General features: G+C 41.9%; 20 protein-coding genes. 19 read left to right on the top strand and 1 reads right to left on the bottom strand.

Features of this window, described 5'->3' with window-relative positions; translation table 11 throughout:
- Window position 1: 1 nt before the first annotated feature.
- On the bottom strand, window positions 2-748 hold the full coding sequence (locus ACDD58_RS01330) for a GGDEF domain-containing protein (RefSeq protein WP_370775224.1): 747 nt from the start codon (window positions 746-748) through the stop codon (window positions 2-4).
- Between the two features lie 303 nt (window positions 749-1,051).
- On the opposite strand from ACDD58_RS01330, the gene ACDD58_RS01325 reads away from it, so the two are divergent.
- From ACDD58_RS01325 to uvrA, 19 genes are all read left to right on the top strand, one after another.
- Entirely contained in the window at window positions 1,052-1,669 is a 618-nt protein-coding gene (locus ACDD58_RS01325) for a histidine phosphatase family protein (RefSeq protein WP_117920328.1), read from the top strand.
- Window positions 1,670-1,697: 28 nt separating this feature from the next.
- Entirely contained in the window at window positions 1,698-3,182 is a 1,485-nt protein-coding gene (locus ACDD58_RS01320) for a C69 family dipeptidase (RefSeq protein WP_370775221.1), read from the top strand.
- 75 nt (window positions 3,183-3,257) lie between these two features.
- Window positions 3,258-4,181 carry a TAXI family TRAP transporter solute-binding subunit gene (locus tag ACDD58_RS01315; RefSeq protein ID WP_370775754.1) on the top strand — a complete coding sequence of 308 codons (924 nt, stop codon included), beginning with the start codon at window positions 3,258-3,260 and terminating at the stop codon, window positions 4,179-4,181.
- A 53-nt stretch (window positions 4,182-4,234) separates the two neighbouring features.
- Window positions 4,235-5,422, top strand: a complete 1,188-nt coding sequence (gltS, locus tag ACDD58_RS01310) for a sodium/glutamate symporter (RefSeq protein WP_118209394.1) — start codon at window positions 4,235-4,237, stop codon at window positions 5,420-5,422.
- 21 nt (window positions 5,423-5,443) lie between these two features.
- The gene (locus ACDD58_RS01305) at window positions 5,444-5,623 is read left to right on the top strand and encodes a hypothetical protein (protein WP_117920332.1); all 180 of its coding nucleotides are present in this window, start codon (window positions 5,444-5,446) and stop codon (window positions 5,621-5,623) included.
- A gap of 20 nt (window positions 5,624-5,643) precedes the next feature.
- Window positions 5,644-6,579, top strand: a complete 936-nt coding sequence (locus ACDD58_RS01300) for a PfkB family carbohydrate kinase (RefSeq protein ID WP_370775217.1) — start codon at window positions 5,644-5,646, stop codon at window positions 6,577-6,579.
- A 165-nt stretch (window positions 6,580-6,744) separates the two neighbouring features.
- The gene (locus ACDD58_RS01295; protein WP_117920336.1) at window positions 6,745-6,999 is read left to right on the top strand and encodes an ArsR family transcriptional regulator; all 255 of its coding nucleotides are present in this window, start codon (window positions 6,745-6,747) and stop codon (window positions 6,997-6,999) included.
- 152 nt (window positions 7,000-7,151) lie between these two features.
- A complete protein-coding gene (locus ACDD58_RS01290; protein ID WP_256451903.1) occupies window positions 7,152-7,277 on the top strand; it encodes a hypothetical protein in 126 nt (41 codons plus the stop codon).
- 260 nt (window positions 7,278-7,537) lie between these two features.
- Window positions 7,538-8,023: a hypothetical protein gene (locus tag ACDD58_RS01285; RefSeq protein WP_117920502.1), complete on the top strand. Its 486-nt coding sequence runs from the start codon at window positions 7,538-7,540 to the stop codon at window positions 8,021-8,023.
- 30 nt (window positions 8,024-8,053) lie between these two features.
- Window positions 8,054-8,932, top strand: a complete 879-nt coding sequence (locus ACDD58_RS01280) for a YitT family protein (protein WP_370775213.1) — start codon at window positions 8,054-8,056, stop codon at window positions 8,930-8,932.
- A 39-nt stretch (window positions 8,933-8,971) separates the two neighbouring features.
- Window positions 8,972-9,877: a LysR family transcriptional regulator gene (locus ACDD58_RS01275; RefSeq protein ID WP_117920340.1), complete on the top strand. Its 906-nt coding sequence runs from the start codon at window positions 8,972-8,974 to the stop codon at window positions 9,875-9,877.
- A gap of 381 nt (window positions 9,878-10,258) precedes the next feature.
- On the top strand, window positions 10,259-11,296 hold the full coding sequence (locus ACDD58_RS01270; protein ID WP_370775209.1) for a methionine ABC transporter ATP-binding protein: 1,038 nt from the start codon (window positions 10,259-10,261) through the stop codon (window positions 11,294-11,296).
- Window positions 11,286-11,945 (top strand): methionine ABC transporter permease, encoded by a 660-nt coding sequence (locus ACDD58_RS01265; protein ID WP_015521960.1) that lies wholly within the window; start codon window positions 11,286-11,288, stop codon window positions 11,943-11,945. Before ACDD58_RS01270 ends, ACDD58_RS01265 begins: the two co-directional genes overlap by 11 nt.
- A 113-nt stretch (window positions 11,946-12,058) precedes the next feature.
- On the top strand, window positions 12,059-12,997 hold the full coding sequence (locus ACDD58_RS01260; protein WP_118209372.1) for a MetQ/NlpA family ABC transporter substrate-binding protein: 939 nt from the start codon (window positions 12,059-12,061) through the stop codon (window positions 12,995-12,997).
- Between the two features lie 909 nt (window positions 12,998-13,906).
- Complete coding sequence (locus ACDD58_RS01255; protein ID WP_117920347.1) at window positions 13,907-14,284, top strand: SdpI family protein; 378 nt, start codon at window positions 13,907-13,909, stop codon at window positions 14,282-14,284.
- Between the two features lie 27 nt (window positions 14,285-14,311).
- Window positions 14,312-14,497 (top strand): hypothetical protein, encoded by a 186-nt coding sequence (locus tag ACDD58_RS01250; RefSeq protein WP_118209371.1) that lies wholly within the window; start codon window positions 14,312-14,314, stop codon window positions 14,495-14,497.
- Between the two features lie 1,097 nt (window positions 14,498-15,594).
- A complete protein-coding gene (locus ACDD58_RS01245) occupies window positions 15,595-16,797 on the top strand; it encodes an FprA family A-type flavoprotein (protein WP_370775204.1) in 1,203 nt (400 codons plus the stop codon).
- Between the two features lie 189 nt (window positions 16,798-16,986).
- Window positions 16,987-18,969, top strand: coding sequence for an excinuclease ABC subunit UvrB (gene uvrB, locus ACDD58_RS01240; protein ID WP_117920353.1), 1,983 nt, complete (start codon window positions 16,987-16,989; stop codon window positions 18,967-18,969).
- A gap of 20 nt (window positions 18,970-18,989) precedes the next feature.
- Window positions 18,990-21,854 carry an excinuclease ABC subunit UvrA gene (uvrA, locus tag ACDD58_RS01235; RefSeq protein ID WP_370775201.1) on the top strand — a complete coding sequence of 955 codons (2,865 nt, stop codon included), beginning with the start codon at window positions 18,990-18,992 and terminating at the stop codon, window positions 21,852-21,854.
- The last annotated feature ends 414 nt before the right edge of the window (window positions 21,855-22,268 follow it).

Raw genomic sequence — 22,268 nt, 5'->3', positions numbered from 1 at the left:
GTTAAAATACATCTTTATCCCGGTTATCATTCTTTGCACAATATAGTTTTTTGTCGGCGAGACTGTAGAGGGTGGAAATCTCCATTCCATTTTGGTATTGTGCAATGCCGCTGCTGAAAGAGTAAACGGTATTTTTCTTTTCTTTTATGAATTGTTTGTAGTCGGTTCTCATGCATTGTAAAAGATTGCGGATATTGTTTTCAGTAGTGTTGGGAAGAATGAGCATAAATTCTTCCCCGCCAAAGCGGACAGCAATTCCGCCATCCGGCAGATACTTTTCTAAAATCCGACTGAAAGTAACCAACACTTCGTCACCGAATACATGCCCATAGGTGTCATTGATTTTCTTGAAAAAATCTAAATCCAGTAAAACAGCATAAAAATCAGTATGATCATTTTGAATCAGCTGCTCTAAATACTGGTTCAGATAACGTCTGTTATAAAGTGCAGTCAGTGTATCGTGGTCAGCGGCGTTTTTTAACTGTTCGCCCAGGGTTCTTAGATCGTTGGCCTGTTTTTCATATTGAACCTTTAAAAGTAAAGTGACCATAAATACGCAAAACAGAGAAATTACCAGAGAACAAAGGGTGGAATAAAATGCCTCCTGTTCTGTGATCACAGCCCATGGAGCCGGATGATAATAAGAAAAAATTACGATAAAAACATCACAGAAAACTGCTAAAACTGCAAAAATTAAGGCATGGGCAGCCGGGATGAAAATGGCGATGGAAGCGATGCTTAAAATCATGTAAACGATCGTATTTGTATGATAAATATAATAAAGAAACGGAAATTCTATAAAAGTAAGCAGTGAGATTACCAGATAGGAAGCCCGTTTTGTATGTCCAAAATGGACACCATAGAAACTGCTCAGAAGGATGAGCAGTGCACATGTACCGCAGAAAAAGGTACCTGGTCCGAATCTATAAATACATTACTCTTTTCTGATAAGATGAGAATAGTATATAATGTTTTTCGGCATATTTCAAATAAAACAACGTTATGGTACAATAGCTATCGCATGAGATTAAAATACAGAAAGGCAGAAAATATGAAATTATACATAATCAGACACGGTGAAACATCGTGGAATAAAGAGAAAAAACTGCAGGGACAGCATGATATCATGTTAAATGACGCAGGTGTGCGTCTGGCAGAACTGACAGGTGAAGGAATGAAAGACATTGATTTTGATCTTGTCATTTCCAGCCCGCTGATCCGAGCAAAACAGACAGCAGAGCTTGTGATGGCGGGCAGACATCTTCCGATGATCACAGACAGACGTATCATAGAACTTTCTTTTGGCGACTGGGAGGGAGAATGTGTGAAAGACAGCAAAGTTCTTCCACCGGATTTTATTGATAAATTTTACAATGATCCTTATCACTGCATGAAAGCACCGGGCGGAGAAAGTTTTAAAGATGTTTTAAAACGGACCGAAGATTTTTATCAGTCGCTGGTACAGAACAAGGCATATGAAAATGCCACGATCTTTATATCAACACATGGGGCAGCCGGACGCTGTCTTTTAGCTAATTTTTATGAAGACAAAGAGGATATCTGGCGTGGCGGCATTCCGAAAAACTGTTCTGTCTGCATCGTTGAAGTAAAAGACGGTGTTGGGACAGTATTGGAAAAAGACAAAATTTTCTATGATGAAGCAGAATAGATAAAATACGCGAGAGGAGATAATAAAAATGGCGTGTACTACAATACTTGTTGGAAAAAATGCATCCTATGACGGATCTACAATGATCGCGAGAAATGATGATTCCGGTTCCGGACATTTTACACCGAAGAAATTTGTTGTCGTCCATCCGGATGAGCAGCCGAAAACATATAAATCTGTTCTTTCGCATGTGACGATTGAACTTACGGATGATCCGATGCGTTATACGGCAGTGCCGAATGCCGTGGATGGGGAAGGTATCTGGGCAGCGGCAGGTGTCAATGAGGCAAATGTTGCGATGACGGCAACGGAGACAATCACATCAAACCCGCGTGTGCTTGGCGCAGATCCTCTGGTTGAACTTCAGCCGGCAGAAAACGGGAAAGAAGAAGTCCCGGGCGGAATCGGTGAGGAAGATATCGTATGTATTGTTTTACCGTATATCCGCAGTGCAAGAGAGGGCGTGAAACGCCTTGGATCGTTGCTGGAACAGTATGGCACATATGAGATGAACGGAATCGCATTTCAAGATCAGAATGAGATCTGGTGGCTTGAGACGATCGGTGGGCATCACTGGATCGCAAGAAGGGTGCCGGATGATGTGTACGTTGTCATGCCAAATCAGCTTGGTATTGATCAGTTTGATCTTGAAGATGCACTATCTGAACAGAAAGAATATATGTGTTCTTCTGATATGAAAGAATTTATAGAAAAAAATCATCTGAACATCTCAATGGATGGCAGCCTGAATCCGCGTGATGCATTTGGCAGCCACGATGATGCAGATCACGTATACAATACACCGAGAGCATGGTATATGGAGCGTTGTTTAAATCCCCATACAAAAGTCTGGGATGGAGAAAATGCGGACTATACACCGCAGTCGGATGATATCCCGTGGTGCATGGTACCGGAAAAGAAAATTACGGTGGAAGATGTAAAATATGTACTGTCCTCCCATTTTCAGGGGACACCGTACGATCCGTATGCGGCATACGGAGAGAAAAATATGCGTGGCGCATACCGTTCGATTGGGATCAACCGCAATGACTTTTTGGCAGTGATCCAGATGCGCCCTGAGATGGAGCATGACTGTAATGTGATCGAGTGGATCGCATTTGCATCCAATGCGTTCAACGTGCTGGTTCCATTTTATGCAGAGATTGATGAGACCCCGGATTACCTTTGCAATACCACAGATGAGGTTTCTACAGATAATTTTTACTGGTCGAGCAGAATGATCGCGGCAATGGCTGATGCGTCTTACCGGAGTTCGGTATTCCATATTGAAAGATATAAAGAGCATGTACTGGCAAAAGGTCATGAACTGATCAACCGGTATGATGATCTGCTTTCAAAAGAAACCGATGCAGCAAAAAGAAAAGAGATCCGGCATGAGGCAAATCGTGCAGTTGCAGGAATGTTAAAGAAAGAGACGACAGACACGCTCGATAAAGTGCTGTTTGAGCTGAGTGGTCAGATGAAGAATGCATATGCCAGATCGGATGCATAACCTGCAGATAAAAGGAAATGGAAAAGGAGAAGAGATAATTTGAAAAAAGGTCGTTATATTTTTCTTGGGCTGGCAATGATTTTATTGTTGGCAGGATGCAGTATGAACCGGAAAACGATCCGTTTTGGAGCTGCGGGCATTGGTGGAATGTATGATTCATTTTCCAATGCATTTGTCAGTCTTGCAAATAAAGAGGATTTTTCTTATAAACTTGAAACGAGAAATACTGCCGGATCGGCAGCAAACATCAGACTTCTTTCCGGAAAATATATAGAACTGGGAATTGCGCAGGCAGACCTGGTGGAGGAAGCCTATCATGGAACAGGGGAATTTCGTGATAAAGCATATCAGGGATATAAAGCGGTTGCAGCACTTTACCCGGAGGCATGTCAGATCGTGGTGAGAGCAGATTCGGATATTACATCATTAGATGATCTCCTTGGAAAAACGATCAGTATCGGAGCGGAGGAGTCAGGAACAGAGCGGAATGCAAAACAGATCCTGCTCGCACAGGGGATCAGCACGGATATGGCAGAGACTGTTAATTTAGATTATACGGAAGCGGCAGCAAAACTTGCAGCGGGTGAGATAGATGCATTTTTCTGCACTGCAGGCACACAGACAACGGTGATCGGGGAACTCGCAAAGGAATGTGGAATACGGCTTTTAAGTATCGATGTAAAATGCAGGGACAGATTAAAGGCTGCATATCCGTTCTATTCCGAATATACGATCCCGGCAGGTACCTATAACGGTCAGGCAGAAGATGTAAAAACACTGTCTGTACAGGCAGTGCTGTTAGCTGGTGACAGTTTATCCGCGGATACGGTAAAGGAGCTGACGGCACTTCTGTTTTCTCATGAACAGGATATCAGATATGCGACATCGATCGGACTAAAAGAGGATGAGCAGTCTGCGATCGGGGGAATCACGATCCCATTTCATAAGGGGGCGGCAGCATACTATGCAGAATGCGGCATCGAGGTGCCGACAGAGTAGATACGGATCTGAATATCAGATACGGTTTGGAAATTAAGATTGAAAGGATAAATATGGAAGTTCAGTTGGATATGTATCAGACACTGGCAGCTTCAGTGCTGGTGCTGATGCTCGGTAGTTATTTAAAACAAAAAATACATGTTCTGGAAAAATTCTGTATCCCGGCACCGGTTGTCGGGGGACTGTTGTTTGCAATCGTCACCTGCATCTGTTACAGCAGCGGAATTATGGAGATTTCTTTTGATGATACATTAAGAGAAGTGTGTATGGTATTCTTCTTTACTTCGGTAGGATTTCAGGCAAATTTGAAAGTATTAAAGAGCGGAGGAAAGTCACTGGCAGTATTTTTAGGACTTGTCATTCTTCTGATCGTTTCACAGAATTTACTTGCGATCGGAACGTCACGTCTGCTTGGCATTGATTCGCTGATCGGCATGTGTACCGGTTCAATCCCGATGGTAGGCGGACATGGAACGGCGGGTGCGTTTGGCCCGGTTTTAGAGGATCTGAATGTGGAAGGTGCAACAACGATCTGTACGGCAGCAGCGACCTTTGGACTGATTGCCGGAAGTCTGATCGGTGGGCCGCTGGGGAAGCAGCTTATTGAGAAAAAGAACCTGCTTGATACGGTTGTGCCGGAGGATGACAGTCTTTTGGTGGAAGATGAGAAGAAACATGAGCGTCATACAAATATGTATGCATCGGCAGTATTCCAGCTTATTCTGGCAATCGGACTTGGAACTGTTTTTTCCTGGCTTCTGACAAAAACAGGAATGACATTTCCGATTTATATCGGTGCAATGATCGCTGCGGCTCTGTTTCGGAATATCGGAGAGTACTCTGGTAAATTTGTGATCCATATGGGTGAGATCAATGATATCGGTGGTATTTCCCTGTCACTGTTTCTTGGAATGGCAATGATCACATTAAAACTCTGGCAGCTTGCATCACTTGCGCTGCCGCTTATCATATTGTTAGCAGTTCAGGCGATACTTATCTGTGTATTTGCAAAATTTGTAGTATTTTATGTGATGGGAAGAGACTATGATGCAGCAGTAATTGCAGCAGGAACCTGTGGATTTGGAATGGGAGCGACACCGAATGCTATGGCAAACATGCAGGTACTTTGTGAAAAATATGCCCCTTCCGTAAAGGCGTACCTGATTATTCCGCTGATCGGAAGTTTATTTGCAGATTTTATCAACAGTCTGGTCATCACATTTTTCATTAATATATTATAAATAGAAGAAACGGAGATGTTTATGTTTAAATTCAGAAAGAAAAGAGAGAAAGGTCACGAATATAATCTGACTTATGATAATCTTGCAGTCCCGGAGATCCATACACATGAGCCGGAAGAAGCAGCAGAGGAAGAGGACAAAAAGCCGGGAATCACCTATGACAGTGTGGCAATCCCGGAGATTCATATCAGAAAAAAATAGCAGAAAGGTAATTTTAACAGATGGCAGTAAATAAAAATGGAATCGTAGTAATTGGTGCGGTATTTGTGGATATTAAAGGATTTCCGGAAGATATTTATATTCCGGACGGAAGAAATGCAGGAAGAATTGAATATATCCATGGAGGTGTCAGCCGTAATGTTGTGGAAGATATCGCCAATATCGAACTGCGGCCTACATTTCTGGGAATCGTGGATGATTCAGCACTTGGAAGTGAGGTCATTCACAAACTACAGAATCATAAAGTAAATACAGAATACATGCTGACGATTCCAAATGGAATGGGAACCTGGCTTGCGGTATTTGATCATCACGGAGATGTTGCCGGTTCAATCTCGCAGAGACCGAATCTGATGCCGATCCTTGATGTGCTGGAAAAATCAGGGGATGAGATTTTTGAAAATGCTGATTCCGTTGTGATCGAAGTGGATATGGATAAAGAGATCGTCAAAAAAGTCGTGAATCTGTGTGAAAAATTCAAAAAACCGCTTTACGGGGTTGTCAGCAATATGAGTATTGCGGCAGAGAGAAGAGATTTTCTGCGGAAATTTGACTGCTTTATCTGCAACCAGTTAGAGGCAGGAATGTTTTTTTCTGATGATTACAGTGAAAAGACACCGGAAGAACTTGCAGAGATCCTTGCAGGCTGTGTAAAACGTGCCAATATTCCTTCCATGGTCGTTACCATGGGCGGCAAGGGTGCAGTATATGCGGACAGGGAAGGTATTTATGGAGTGTGCCCGGCAAAAAAGGTACAGGTAAAAGATACGACAGGAGCGGGTGATGCGTTCTGCGCAGGTGTGGCAAGTGGACTGACATATCAGAAAAAGTTGGAAGAAGCAGTAGAGATTGGAACACGTCTGGCGGCATCCGTGATCACATCATCCGAAAATGTCTGTCCGCGATTCCTCCCTGCGGAACTTGGAATTGAAGCCTGAGGATAAAAAATCTTATAAATTAAGAATGTAGAATACCGAAAGGACGAGTTAAAGAGAATATAGAGCATTTCTATTTTAATGCCGTCAAATCTATGCTAAACTCATGGGCAGAAAGCAACGGTTTCAATAAGTGCCGGAGCATTACGAAAGATGAGGAGCAGAGTGATGGAGTTGGAAAGTGTATTTTTAGACAATCTTCCGGACACAGCAAATATGATCTTAAATATCCTGTGGGACAGAAATGAGGAAATGTGTACCGCTGAATTAACAGATGCAGTGAATGAAGTATATAACAGACGCTGGGAGAAGAACATGATACAGGAATTTATTAATCTGCTTATCCGGATGGACTATGTGGAGAAGAAGCGGCATGGATTTCGTGTATATTATGCTGCGTTAGGTGCAGATTATGAATTGTAAAAAAATTCTGAAAATTAATAAGAAATGATAAAATATCAAAAAAACAGATGGATAATACTTGACTTTGCTGATTTATAGTGCTATAACGTAACCGAAGCAAGGAAATAAAGTAAAAAGGATGAAAGATGATATGCAGAAAGGAAGCGTATAGTATGTCAGATAAGAATCCAAAACATCCATTAAAAAAGAAAAAGGTGGCAGCCAAGATCAATATTGCAGATCATGCCGCAGTAGAAGAGGCAAGAGAGACACATAAGTCAAAGAAACATGTATATTGATGAGTGGTTACAAAGTAGATGAGAGATACCCGGAGTCTTAAGATTCCGGGTATTTTTATGTAATAGCAAAATTCGTTGAAATACTCTATTATATAAAAAGCCCTCCGGGCAGGATTCTGCCTTTACAAATTAAAAAAGATATATTACGATAATTTCCGGCAGAAAGAGATCAGTGTGAAAATAAGATATTTCACACACAAGATTTGTGCTTACGCACAAACTTGATATGCGCAAAAGACAGCGCAAGAATGGAGATTTTTATGAAAGAATTACTTTATGGTATCGTGGAACTGCTCGCAAAGATACATAGTTATCTGCTTCGTTTAAACGATGCATATGAATACAATTTCAGCGACAAGGAACTGCATTTTTTGGTCATTGGAATTTTGGGAATGATGTTTATTTTTGTGGTGTATCCGGTTTTTAAATGGCTTGCAAAACACGATCATGTCATGGTGATCGCATGGATTTATGTTTTTACGCTGATCATCGTGATCACGTTTGCGATCGAGATCGGTCAGAAGGTAACGAACACCGGTAATATGGAGTTTGCAGATATTGTCTTTGGTGTAGTCGGGTTTATTGTGATGTTTTTTGTCTTTGCGATTATACGTGAGATTTACAAGGGAATCTTAAGTCTGATCCGTGATACGACACATCAGGATCAAAACCGCAGTAAAAAGAGACATCAGAGAGCATATGACGAATACGAAGAAGATGTCATGGATGAAGATCGCGAAGAATAAGATTTTTCACATGCAGAAATGAGGATTTTTATGAAGCAGATTTTAAAAAGAGTAGTGGAAACGCTCATCGTAATATTTGGAAACTGTATTTATGCGTTTGGAATTGCAATGTTTATTTTACCAAGCGGGCTTATCACAGGTGGAACGACAGGTATCGCATTGTTTGTCAATGATGTTTTTCACACACCGGTCACCGTGTTTGTGCTTGTGTTTAATACGATTATGTTTCTGATCGGTTTTTTTGCATTTGGATGGAAATTTGCGGCAAATACGGTCGTGAGTACGTTCAGTTACCCGATCGCACTCGAATTGATCACGAGACTGCTTGGTGGTTACCGTATCACAGATGATCTGATCCTTTGCACGGTCTTTGGAGGTATCTGTATCGGGGCAGCGATCGGACTTGTCATCAGAATGGGAGCTTCCACAGGAGGTATGGATATCCCGCCTTTGATCTTAAATAAGTATTTTAAGATCCCGGTTTCAAGTTCTGTTTATGTATTTGATATGCTGATCTTACTGCTTCAGGTATTTCACAGCAGTGGAGAGCAGGTGCTTTACGGTATCCTGCTTGTGATCGTATACAGTGCAGTACTGGATAAATGTCTGATGCTTGGTACTGCAAAAATGCAGATCAAGGTTGTCAGCAGCCATATTGATGAGATCCGCACGGCAGTGTTAAATGATATCGACCGCGGTGTGACGCTGTTAAACAGTGAGACCGGATTTTTAAGAAACAATACAATGATGCTTCTGACTGTGGTATCTATGCGTGAGCTTGCCAGAACGGAAAAACTGATCCATGAAGTAGACCCGGATGCCTTTGTGATTATCAATAAAGTCAGTGAAGTGTCCGGAAGAGGTTTTTCCAGTAAGAAGAGATATTTAAAACAGGAAAATGCAGATTAGTGTGAAAAATATTTTTCACACGCAGGAATGAGGATTAGTATGACACTGCAGCAGTTAAAATACGCTTTGACGATCGCGGACTGTGGATCGATGAACGAGGCGGCAAAAACGTTATTTCTCTCCCAGCCGAGTCTGTCAGAGACGATCCGGGAATTAGAGACAGAGATCGGATTTGATCTTTTTGTGCGTTCTAACCGTGGAATTCTTGTGACACCGGAAGGGGAAGAGTTTTTAGGATATGCAAGACAGGTTACGGAGCAGTTTCATCTGCTTACTACCCGCTATATTGATAAACAGGTTAAAGAAAAGTTCAGTGTATCCATGCAGCATTATACGTTTGCAGTCAAGGCATTCGTGGAGACGGTAAAACAGGCTGGAATGGAACGGTATGAATTTGCAGTCCATGAGACAACGACATATGATGTGCTTGAAAATGTAAAGAATTTTCGCAGTGAGATCGGGGTTTTATATCTGAATGATTTCAATGAAAAAGTCATGAATAAGATCATCAGGGAACATGGACTGGAATTTATCGAACTGTTTTCCTGTGATACTTATGTTTATCTCTGGTCGGGACATCCGTTGGCAAAAAAAGGAGAGATATCGATGGAGGAGCTGGATGCATATCCGTGTCTTTCTTTTGATCAGGGAGAGCATCATTCCCTTTATCTGGCGGAGGAAATGAAAAGCACTTATGATTATAAAAGACTCATTAAGGCAAATGACCGTGCCACGCTTCTGAATCTGATGATTGGATTAAATGCCTATACGCTCTGTTCCGGAATTATCTGTGAGGAACTAAACGGCAGTGACTATATGGCAATCCCGTTAAAGGAAACGGAGAAAATGCGCATTGGCTATGTGAAGCGGAAAGGGGCAAAAGTCAGCCATATCGGGGAGATCTATATCGGAGAATTAAAAAAATACAGGGAAAATGTGATGTGATCAGCTATAGGCGAAACCTATAACCAACTCAAGGTTTCCAATATTAACACTTTCTGTAACTACCTGTTATAATAAGGACTATCAAATCAAGACAGAGCAGTAGGAGAAAGGAGAGATCAGATATGCGTACAGAAATTAAGACCTATACAACAGCAGACAAAATGATGATGACAGGATCCATGTGCGGCATGATGTGTATGTGCTGTATGGGACGATTTCGTGTGCGGGAAGATATCTGATTTTATGCGTTGATAGAAAATGTAAAACAGATGTTTCCGCGAGGGAGCATCTGTTTTTTTGCCTTAATGCCAGATTTGTGATAAGATGGAGCGCGGAGCACACACAGGTGCTCACATAGGGCAGGAAGAAAGGAGAACATGTATGGCAGCAATTGAGGTCAGACATCTCTATAAAAAGTTTGAACAAAAGGGAGTGACCGTTGAGGCATTAAGTGATATCAATCTGACGGTGGAGCAGGGCGATATCTACGGAATCATCGGTATGTCGGGAGCTGGAAAAAGTACACTGGTACGATGCTTAAATTTCTTAGAGAAACCGACAGAAGGTCAGGTGCTGATCGAGGGTCAGGAATTAGGAGCATTGACAGAGAAGGAATTAAGAGGGCAGCGCAGCGATATTGCGATGATTTTTCAGAATTTTAACCTTCTGATGCAAAAGAGTGTACTTGACAATGTATGTTTCCCGATGCAGATCCAGGGAAAGAAAAAGAAAGAGGCGAGGGAAAGAGCGAGAGAACTTTTAAAGACGGTTGGCCTTTCCGAAAAAGAAAAAGCGTATCCGGCACAGCTTTCCGGAGGACAGAGACAGAGAGTTGCGATCGCAAGAGCACTTGCTTCGGATCCGAAGATCTTACTTTGTGATGAGGCAACCAGTGCCTTAGATCCACAGACAACCGCTTCCATTCTTTCACTTTTAAAGGAGATCAATGAAAAACTTGGCATCACGATCGTGATCATCACACATCAGATGTCAGTGATTCGTGAGATCTGCAGTCATGTGGCGATCATTGAACACGGTATCCTTGTGGAAGACGGACTGGTAGAGGATATTTTTTCCCATCCAAAATCAAAAGCTGCAAAAGAACTAATCCTAAGAGATCAGCCTGGCAATAACAATGCACCGTTAGCGGGTGCAGTTCAGGAGCGCATGCAGGGGGATAAAAAGATCCGAATCGTCTTTTCAGAGAATTCCGCATTTGAACCGGTCATTGCAAATATGATCTTACAGTTTAAAACGCCGGTAAATATTTTAAGGGCAGACACCAAGAATGTCGGTGGTGTTGCAAAGGGAGAGATGATCTTAGGGCTTCCGGAGGACAGACATTTACAGGTAGATATCGAGGAATATTTAAAAGAAAAAGGACTTGCAGTTGAGGAGGTGACCGAAGATGTGGAATGAGCAGATTATCATGATGCTGTTAGAGGGTATCAAAGACACACTTTATATGACATTGACATCTACGCTGATCGGTTATGTGATCGGACTTCCGATGGGAATCCTGTTAACGGTCACTGACAAAGATGGAATCCATCCGAATGCAGCAGTTTACAAGGTATTAGATGTCATTGCAAACCTGATCCGAAGCGTACCGTTTTTAATTTTACTGATCGTGCTGATTCCGTTTACGAGATTTCTGATCGGAAGAAGCTATGGACCAACGGCGACGATCGTTCCGCTTGTCATAGCAGCAGCACCATATATTGCACGAATGGTTGAATCTTCTTTAAAAGAAGTGGACGCAGGTGTCATTGAGGCAGCACGTTCTATGGGGGCTTCTAATTTTACGATTGTGACAAAAGTTATGTTAGTGGAAGCACGCACATCCCTGATCGTAGGGGCAACCATTTCACTTGGAACCATTTTAGGATATTCTGCAATGGCTGGAACTGTCGGTGGAGGCGGACTTGGAGATATCGCAATCCGCTATGGTTATACCAGATGGCAGACAGATATTATGATCGTAACCGTTATTTTACTGGTAATCTTATTCCAGATATTCCAGACGATCGGTATGAAACTTGCGAGTAATTTAGATCGCAGAAAATAAACGATAACAATGTTTTTTAACATTATTATAAATTTAGGAGTAAAACAAGGAGGAAAATCCTCTCCTCGCCAAAGGGCTCGGATTTTTCTTCGCAAAACAAGGAGGATTATATTATGAAGAAAAGAGTACTTACAACAATCTTAGCAGGTGTTTTAGCAGTATCTGCATTTGCAGGCTGCGGAAGCAGCAACACAGCAGACAATGCAGCGGCAGACAACAACGCAGCAGCAGAGACAGACAATACGGTAGCAGTTGCAGATACTACTGCAGCAGAAAGTGAAGCAGCAGAGAGCGTAGCTGATACACAGACAACAGAGGGTGGCACGATCACAGTAGCAGCTTCTGCAACACCACATGCAGAGATCTTAGAGGAAGCAAAGAAAATCCTTGCAGATCAGGGCTGGGACTTAGAGATTACCATTTTTGATGACTATGTACTTCCAAACGAAGTAGTAGAGAGCGGTGAGTTCGATGCAAACTACTTCCAGCACATCCCGTACTTAGAGAACTTCAATACAGAGAAAGGTACACACCTTGTCAATGCTGGCGGTATCCATTATGAGCCATTCGGAATTTATCCGGGAACAAAGAAAGATCTCTCTGAGTTAGCAGATGGCGATACGATCGCAGTACCGAACGATACAACAAACGAGGCAAGAGCATTATTACTGTTACAGGACAACGGTATCATTACTTTAAAAGATGGCGCTGGTTTAGAGGCAACTGTAAATGATATCGCTGAGAACCCGCACAACGTAAAGATCGAAGAACTCGCAGCAGAGCAGGTAGCAAGAGTAGCACCGGAAGTTGCATTTGTTGTATTAAACGGTAACTATGCATTACAGGCAGGTTATTCCGTAGCACAGGATTCCTTAGCATATGAGACATCTGATTCTGAAGCAGCAAAAACTTATGTAAATGTTATCGCTGTAAAAGAAGGAAATCAGAACAACCCTGGCATCCAGGCACTTGTAAAAGTATTAAAATCTGATGATATCAAAAAATTCATCAACGATACTTATGATGGTGCGGTTATTCCATTTGAGGACTAATTGATTCCTAATCAGAAATGAATATAAAAAAGAGAAAGGACATGGCGGAGACGTCATGTTCTTTTTTTGTACCTTGTGGATGGCTTAGAATGTAATAAAATGAGTTGTCTGATAAATGATGGTTTGTGGGTGACATGAGTTTCCCTGTGTAGGGTGGTTACGGGGGTTTACGATTGGCAAATTGCATCAAGCCGGGACTGTTTTGTTCCGTTGTCCGAAAATAAGAAAGTCTAAGTATGCCTGATTTAGTTCTATGCCGGAGTGACGTGTGCGTCCTAAATGTGCCGTCCGGGCACATTAGGACTTGTGCTGCCGTCCATGGCAGCACAACACTGTATTGTGAACAGGCATACTAAGACTTTCTAATTTTCTCCCAAAGTCACAAAACAGGTTCCGGCTTGATGCGATTTGCCAGCCACTAAGTTGTGAACCACCTTTCGCCGGGGAACTCATTTTACAACCTTGAGGGACGTAAATTTTTAGTGTTTTGTGTCTGAATCTGATTAAAAAAATATTTCCAAATAACTATATTCAATAGTTTATTATTTTTGTCCCTATTTACATTTGTGTGTCTGATGTATCAACAGTATAATTATACATTTCACGAATTGCGTATGCAATTAGAAAATCAAGTAGTCCAAATTCAAATACAAACCAATGAGGCTTTTCAGATAATCTGGGAAGCCTTTTTAAGAGGTTGTGATTTTAAGGTAATGAGTACAAGCATTAACCAATGTCTATGAGGCTGTTTTTCAAACACCAAGATATAGAAAATATAAAATATTTTTGAAAGGAAACTATTATGGAAAACAAATCACAAATCACAGACATTAGTTTGGATGTAGTACTTTTTATCAACATGTGTTAGACTACTGTTATACAATCGGTACGTGAAGGGAGGAGCTGTTTATGTGGTTTTGGTGGTTTATGTTAATATGTGATCTGATAATTCCTATTGCTATGGTCATTGGTGGAAGAATGATGTGGAAACATTGTCCAAAAAATATAAATAGTATGTCAGGCTACAGAACAACTCGCTCAATGAAAAATATGGATACATGGAAATTTGCGAATGACTACTGCGGAAGAATTTGGTGGAAAATAGGATGGGTAATGATTATACCATCTGCTTTGATACATATTCCATTATATCATAGTGATAAGAATACGATTGGATTTGCAGGGTTGATTCTTGTGACAATTCAATGCTTTATTATGATTATATCAATTTATCCGACAGAGAAAGCTTTAAAAAAACATTTTAATGATGATGGAACACGTAGATAACTACAATTTGACGAGGAGATGATTTACATGAAAAAGAGTATATCAAGGATTATCGGTTTGATAATGCTGATTATAGCTATTGTATTTATAATGTATGCATTGAACCATCCAGAAATGAGTTTTCCATGGAACAATACTATTACGTGGTTGCTGTATGGTGTATATTTTCTTGTGACAGTAGTGTTGCTTATTGCACCTAAAATGAAGAAGTGAGAAATTCCAGTTTGTCAATTACAGGTGACATTGAAAGAGCCAGTCCATTCAAGGTGCTGGCTCTTTCAAAATTCCATTCTAATAAATTGCACGACAACTTAGAGTAAAAATGAATACCCATTAGTAAGAAGTGAATAGAAAATGAATAAAAGAGTGGTGTTTCGTATAATTATGAGCTAGTATGCATCAGACACACTTTTGTAAATAGGGAGTTATTTTTTTGATTATACTGGCAAAAACCTCGATATATAACACTATGCTCATATTTATTGCCATACACATTTGAAAATATTTTGTGTTATTGGTCTGGAAATTTACGAAAAAATTCATGTAATACAATGTAGCAGATGGAAAATCTGGGGAGCCATTAGGTTGAATATTAATGATACAGCACATTAGCATTTTAAGCATATTTCCATTTGTGCGAATATCGAAAATTCGCACCTACGCCCCCAGTTTTGAGATGAACCGCCCACCCAAATGGTGTTTCATAACCTGGAGGCTGGCATCTTGCGCAAAGCCGAAGCTAATTTTGTGACTTTGGGAGAAAATTAGAAAAACTTGGTCTGCCTGTAGTTACACAGTGATGTTCTGCCACGGATGGCAGAACAAGGCTTCACGAGCCAAGGATGGCTCGTTGAATGCCGGTCACGTCACTCCGCCATAACCTAAATCAGGCAGACCTAGCTTTTCTTATTTTCGTACAACGGAACCCAAATTAATTCGGCTTTGCGCAAGATGCCGCTCACAGACCTGCGACACACCATTTGGACGGGCGACGCATATCACCCACAAACCATCATTTGTCGGGGTGATTGTAGGATGTTATCATGGAGAAATAGCATGGAAAAACATTTGACAAAAACTGGAATATTTGATATCATAATAACAGTAATGATTACTATTATTGTATAGGCATAATTATAGAACATTCGAGAAACATGTATTTTATCATTTGAAATCAGATTTTGATATGAGAAACGGTGAAAATAAACAATTTATAAAATCACATTCTGTTCGTTGAAACCCAAATAAGCATGTGGTATGATTTCACCGGAAAAGCCAATAATAGAATGGAAAGAGAGAGGGATACGGATATGTATAATATTAGAAAAGTTACGGATGACATTACATGGATCGGAGCGAGTGACCGCAGACTGGCATTGTTTGAAAATATTTTTCCAATCAGCCGCGGCGTATCTTACAACTCCTATATTCTGCTGGATGAGCAGACCGTTCTTTTTGATACTGTAGATGCTTCCGTTGCAGGACAGTTTTTTGAAAATCTGGAGGCGGTTTTAGAGGGAAGAACATTGGACTACCTGATCGTAAATCATATGGAGCCGGATCATTGTGCAATGATCGGTGATATTGTACGAAGATATCCGGATGTTAAGATCGTTGGAAATACGAAAACATTTGGGATGATGAACCAGTTCTTTGGAACAGATTTTGCAGAACGTTCCATTGTAGTAAAAGAGGGTGATACATTATCAGCCGGAAAGCATACGCTTCATTTTGTGATGGCACCTATGGTACACTGGCCGGAAGCGATGGTAACTTATGATGATGTGGATAAAGTGTTATTTTCGGCAGATGGATTTGGTTCTTTTGGCGCATTAAATGGCAATATTTTTGCTGATGAAGTTGATTTTGACCGTGACTGGCTGGATGATGCAAGACGTTATTATACGAATATTGTTGGAAAGTACGGAGCCTCTGTACAGACATTATTAAAGAAGGCAGCAGGACTTGATATTGCCATGATCTGTCCGCTGCATGGACCGGTCTGGAGAGAAAACCTGCCGTATATTCTGGAAAAATACCAGAAATGGAGTACTTATGAAGCAGAAGATCAGGCGGTTGTGATCATGTATGCGTCTATGTATGGCAATACGGCATCTGCTGCAGATGCACTTGCAGGTGCGCTTGCAGTGCGCAGTGTGAAGAAAATTGCAGTTTACGATGTATCCAATACACATGTTTCTGAGCTGATCAGTGAGATCTTCCGTGCAAGCCATCTGGTGTTTGCAGTACCGACTTATAATGCCGGAATTTATCCGGTTATGGAAAACCTGCTTTCTGATATGAAGGCGCTGGCTGTTCAGAAAAAGACGGTTGCGGTCATGGAAAATGGAACCTGGGCACCAACAGCCGCAAAGCAGGTAAAAGAAAAACTTGGCGAAATGAAAGATATGACGATACTCGATGCCGGACTTACCATTAAATCCGCAATGCATGCTGGTCAGAAGGCAGAGCTGGATGCATTGGCAGATGAGATCGTAAAGAGTATGATGTAGTAAGATTGCAGGGCGAAGCATAGGATAAAACAATGTCCTATGCTTTGTTTTTATAGAAAAACAGAACAAAAGTTCGATTTTTGCTGTACATTTTTTTGATTGAATGATATACTGGAAACAGAATCATACTAAATATTGATGTCAGATGTTCCCAGATAGAAAAATTCATTGGGAGAAATGAGGAATACCATGGATCATTTCAAATTACATTCAAAATATAAACCGACCGGGGATCAGCCTCATGCGATCGAAGAACTGGTAAAAGGATTTGAGGAAGGCAATCAGTTTCAGACTTTACTGGGTGTTACAGGTTCCGGTAAGACTTTTACAATGGCAAATGTGATTCAGGCACTGAATAAGCCAACACTTATCATATCCCATAATAAAACACTGGCAGCGCAGTTATATGGGGAGATGAAAGAGTTTTTTCCGGAAAATGCAGTGGAGTATTTTGTGTCCTACTATGATTATTACCAGCCGGAAGCATATGTGCCTCAGACGGATACCTATATCGCAAAAGACTCGGCAATCAATGAAGAAATAGATAAACTGCGCCTTTCTGCGACAGCTGCACTGGTGGAGCGTAAGGATGTGATCGTGGTGGCCTCTGTTTCCTGTATTTATGGTCTGGGCAGCCCGGAAGATTATCTTGGAATGATGGTTTCCTTAAGACCTGGGATGGAGAGAGACAGGGATGATGTACTCCGTGCCCTGGTTGATATCCAGTATACAAGAAATGATATGGATTTTCACCGCGGTACGTTCCGTGTGCGGGGGGATACGTTAGAGATTTTTCCGGCAAATTATGGAGATACGGCAGTACGCGTGGAATTTTTTGGTGATGAGATCGACCGTATTACAGAGATTGATGTGCTGACCGGAGAGATCAAATGTGAACTGGAGCATTTTGCCGTGTTCCCGGCATCTCATTACGTTGTGCCGCAGGAGAAGATCTTAAAGGCATGTGAAGCGATCGAACAGGAATTGGACGAGCGCATCCGGTATTTTAAAGGTGAGGACAAGCTGCTTGAGGCGCAGCGTATTTCGGAGAGAACTAATTTTGATATAGAGATGCTGAAAGAAACGGGATTCTGCAGCGGCATTGAGAATTATTCAAGGCATCTTGCAGGACTTCCGGCAGGGGCGACACCGCATACGCTGATGGATTATTTTAAGGATGATTATCTGATCATTGTGGATGAGTCACATATCACAATCCCACAGATCCGCGGCATGTATGCGGGAGACCAGTCGAGAAAGTCAACGCTGGTCGACTATGGTTTCCGTCTGCCATCAGCGAAGGATAACCGTCCGCTTAATTTTGAAGAGTTTGAGAGCAAGATAGATCAGATGCTGTTTGTATCGGCGACTCCGAATGTATATGAAGATGAACACGAACTGCTCCGTACAGAGCAGATCATCCGTCCGACCGGATTACTTGATCCGGAGGTTGTGGTACGTCCGGTGGAGGGGCAGATTGATGATCTGATCGGCGAGGTTAATAAAGAGATTAAAGATCATCATAAGGTGCTGATCACAACACTGACGAAGAAGATGGCAGAAGATCTGACCGATTATATGCGTGAGATTGGTATCCGCGTGAAATATCTTCATTCAGATATTGATACATTAGAACGTGCTGAGATCATAAGAGATCTGCGTCTGGATGTATTTGACGTGCTTGTCGGCATCAACCTGCTGCGAGAGGGACTGGATATACCGGAGATCACGCTGGTGGCAATTTTAGATGCTGATAAAGAGGGATTCTTAAGATCGGAGACATCACTGATACAGACGATCGGACGTGCTGCGCGTAACAGTGAGGGACACGTTATCATGTATGCAGATAAGATCACAGATTCCATGCGTGTCGCAATAGAGGAGACAAAGCGGCGTCGTGAGATACAGCAGGCATATAATGAAGAACATGGCATTACACCTACAACGATCCAGAAATCTGTGCGGGAACTGATCAGCGTATCTAAGAAGGTAGCAAAGGAAGAAATGAATTTCAAAAAAGATCCGGAATCCATGAACCGGGACGAGCTTACAAAGCTGATCGCAGATATCCAGAAGAAGATGCAGAAGGCTGCGGCAGACCTAAACTTCGAGGCGGCTGCGGAATACCGCGACAAGATGGTGGAATTAAAGAGCATGCTGCGTGATATGTAATAAGAAAAGGACAGTAAATCATGAAAAAAACAAGTGAAAGAAAATACATTAAGATCAGAGGCGCAAATGAGCATAATCTGAAAAATATTGATGTAGATATTCCAAGAGATGAATTTGTCGTGCTGACCGGACTTTCCGGTTCCGGAAAATCATCGCTTGCGTTTGATACAATATATGCGGAGGGACAGAGACGGTATATGGAGTCACTTTCCTCTTATGCAAGACAGTTCTTAGGACAGATGGAAAAGCCAAATGTAGAGAAAATTGAAGGATTGTCTCCGGCAATCTCCATCGACCAGAAATCAACGAATCGTAATCCAAGATCTACCGTTGGAACTGTTACGGAGATTTACGATTATTTTCGTCTGTTGTATGCAAGGGTCGGTATCCCACATTGCCCAAAGTGTGGCAGGGAGATTAAAAAACAGACAGTTGACCAGATGGTCGATCAGATCATGACACTTCCGGAGCGTACTAAGATCCAGCTTTTAGCACCGGTGGTACGGGGAAGAAAAGGAGAACACCAGAAGCTGTTAGAACAGGCAAAGCGCAGCGGTTATGTGCGTGTGATCGTAGATGGCAGTATGTATGAGCTGACCGAGGAGATTAAACTCGATAAGAATAAAAAGCATAATATCGAGATCGTGGTAGACCGTCTGATGGTAAAACCGGGTATTGAGAAGCGTTTGTCAGATTCCATTGAAAATGTACTGGAGTTGTCAAAGGGACTGATGACGGTGGATGTGATCGATGGGGAGCCGATCCAGTTCTCGGAGAGTTTTTCCTGTCCGGACTGCGGTATCAGTATCGGAGAGATTGAACCGCGGAGTTTTTCATTTAATAATCCATTTGGTGCGTGTCCGACCTGTTTCGGACTTGGTTATAAAATGGAGTTTGATGTGGATCTGATGATTCCGGACAAGCGTCTTTCAATTGCGGAGGGGGCAATCCAGGTTATGGGATGGCAGTCCTGTACAGATCCGTCGAGTTTTACGTATGCTGTGTTAAAAGCATTGACCGAAGAATATCATTTTTCATTGGAGACACCGTTTCAGGATTATCCGGATGAGATTAAATACGTGATCCTGCATGGAACAGACGGCAAAGAACTAAAGGTACATTATAAGGGAATGCGTGGCGAAGGTGTTTATGATGTGGCATTTGAGGGACTGATCCGGAATGTACAGCGCAAATACCGTGAGACCGGTTCTGATACCATGAAGCAGGAATATGAGCAGTTTATGCGTATCACTCCGTGTGAAACATGTAAGGGACAGCGTCTGAAAGCAGAATCATTAGCTGTTACAGTTGCGGATAAGAATATTTATGAGATTACATCCATGTCCGTAAAAAGTCTCGGAAGTTTTCTGAATGACATGGAGTTAAGTCATCAGCAGCATCTGATCGGAGATCAGATCTTAAAAGAAATCCGTGCGCGGGTGGGATTTTTAAATGAAGTCGGACTCGATTATCTGTCACTGTCCCGTGCTACTGGAACGCTTTCCGGTGGAGAGGCACAGCGTATCCGGCTGGCAACTCAGATCGGCTCCGGTCTTGTGGGTGTGGCTTATATTTTAGATGAGCCGTCTATTGGTCTGCACCAGAGAGACAATGATAAGCTGCTTGGTGCATTAAAGAATTTGAAAGATCTTGGAAATACACTGATCGTTGTAGAGCATGATGAGGATACGATGCTTGCTGCGGATTATATAGTGGATATCGGCCCCGGTGCAGGTGCGCACGGTGGACAAGTGGTAGCGTGCGGAACTGCAGAAGAAATCATGAAAAATAAAAATTCTGTGACAGGTGCTTATTTAAGCGGCAGAATTAAGATTCCGGTTCCGTCAGAGCGCAGAAAGCCGACCGGATTTCTGACAATAAAAGGTGCGAGGGAGAATAACCTTAAAAATATCGATGTGAAGATTCCGCTTGGTATCATGACCTGTATTACAGGTGTTTCTGGTTCGGGAAAGAGTTCTCTCACCAATGAAATATTATATAAAAGACTGGCAAGAGACTTAAACCGTGCAAGATGTATTCCGGGCAAACATGATGATATCCTTGGCATTGAACAGTTAGACAAAGTGATCGATATCGACCAGTCCCCGATCGGAAGAACACCGCGATCAAATCCTGCGACGTATACAGGGGTATTTGATATGATCCGTGATCTTTTTGCTGCAACACCGGATGCGAAGGCGAAGGGATATAAGAAGGGAAGATTCAGTTTCAATGTAAAAGGCGGGCGCTGTGAGGCATGTTCAGGTGATGGAATTTTAAAGATAGAGATGCATTTTCTGCCGGACGTATATGTTCCGTGTGAGGTTTGTGGTGGAAAGCGTTATAACCGTGATACACTAGAAGTAAAATATAAAGGTAAGAGCATCTATGATGTGCTTGACATGACAGTAGAAGAGGCTTTGAAATTCTTTGAAAATGTACCTGCAATCGCAAGAAAGATCCAGACACTCTATGATGTGGGACTGTCGTATGTCAAACTTGGACAGCCATCAACGGAACTTTCCGGTGGAGAGGCACAAAGAATCAAACTGGCAACGGAACTGTCGAAGCGAAGCACAGGCAAGACGATTTACATTCTCGATGAGCCGACAACAGGACTCCATTTTGCAGATGTCCATAAGCTGATCGAGATCCTGCGAAGACTTTCGGATGGTGGAAACACTGTGATCGTGATCGAGCATAATTTAGACGTGATAAAGACGGCAGATTATATTATCGATATGGGACCGGAAGGCGGAGACGGTGGCGGAACCGTGATCGCGCAGGGAACACCGGAAGAAGTTGCAGAAGTGCCGGGATCCTATACGGGATATTATGTGAAAAAATATCTTGAGAAAAACAGGGAGAACTGTCAGGAATCTTAAGTATGTAAGAACTGTAAAAATATAAAGAAAGCAGGATTGACTGCATCAAAAGAGGCGCTGCAACTGCAGCGCCTTATTACATTCGGGGAGTACTCCCCGGAATCCCTTGCGGAAAACCGGGAAGCATGAGTTATGAAAAATTATACTGCCCGTCAGACTTACTGACGGTTGGGTCCGTTTGTATCGGACTTATTAGCTAGTACTCTTAGAATATAAAATAAAAATGTGATGAAAATGTGATGATAAAATGAAAAATAAACAAAATAAATAAAAAAGAATGAAGATTTTCTTATTTTTTTTAAAAATGCAGTCCTGCCATAAAAAAACCTTTGAAAAATCCCATTTTTTGTATATAATAGGACTGTATATGTAAAAATAGGTTTAATGGCATTTCTGTGTCCGGGAGGACATGGG

Origin of the sequence: Roseburia sp., from assembly GCF_041325975.1 — a bacterium.
Taxonomy (GTDB): Bacteria; Bacillota; Clostridia; order Lachnospirales; family Lachnospiraceae; genus Roseburia; species Roseburia rectibacter.
Note: the sequence above shows the minus strand (reverse complement) of the source record. Positions and strands in the feature narration are given on the sequence as shown.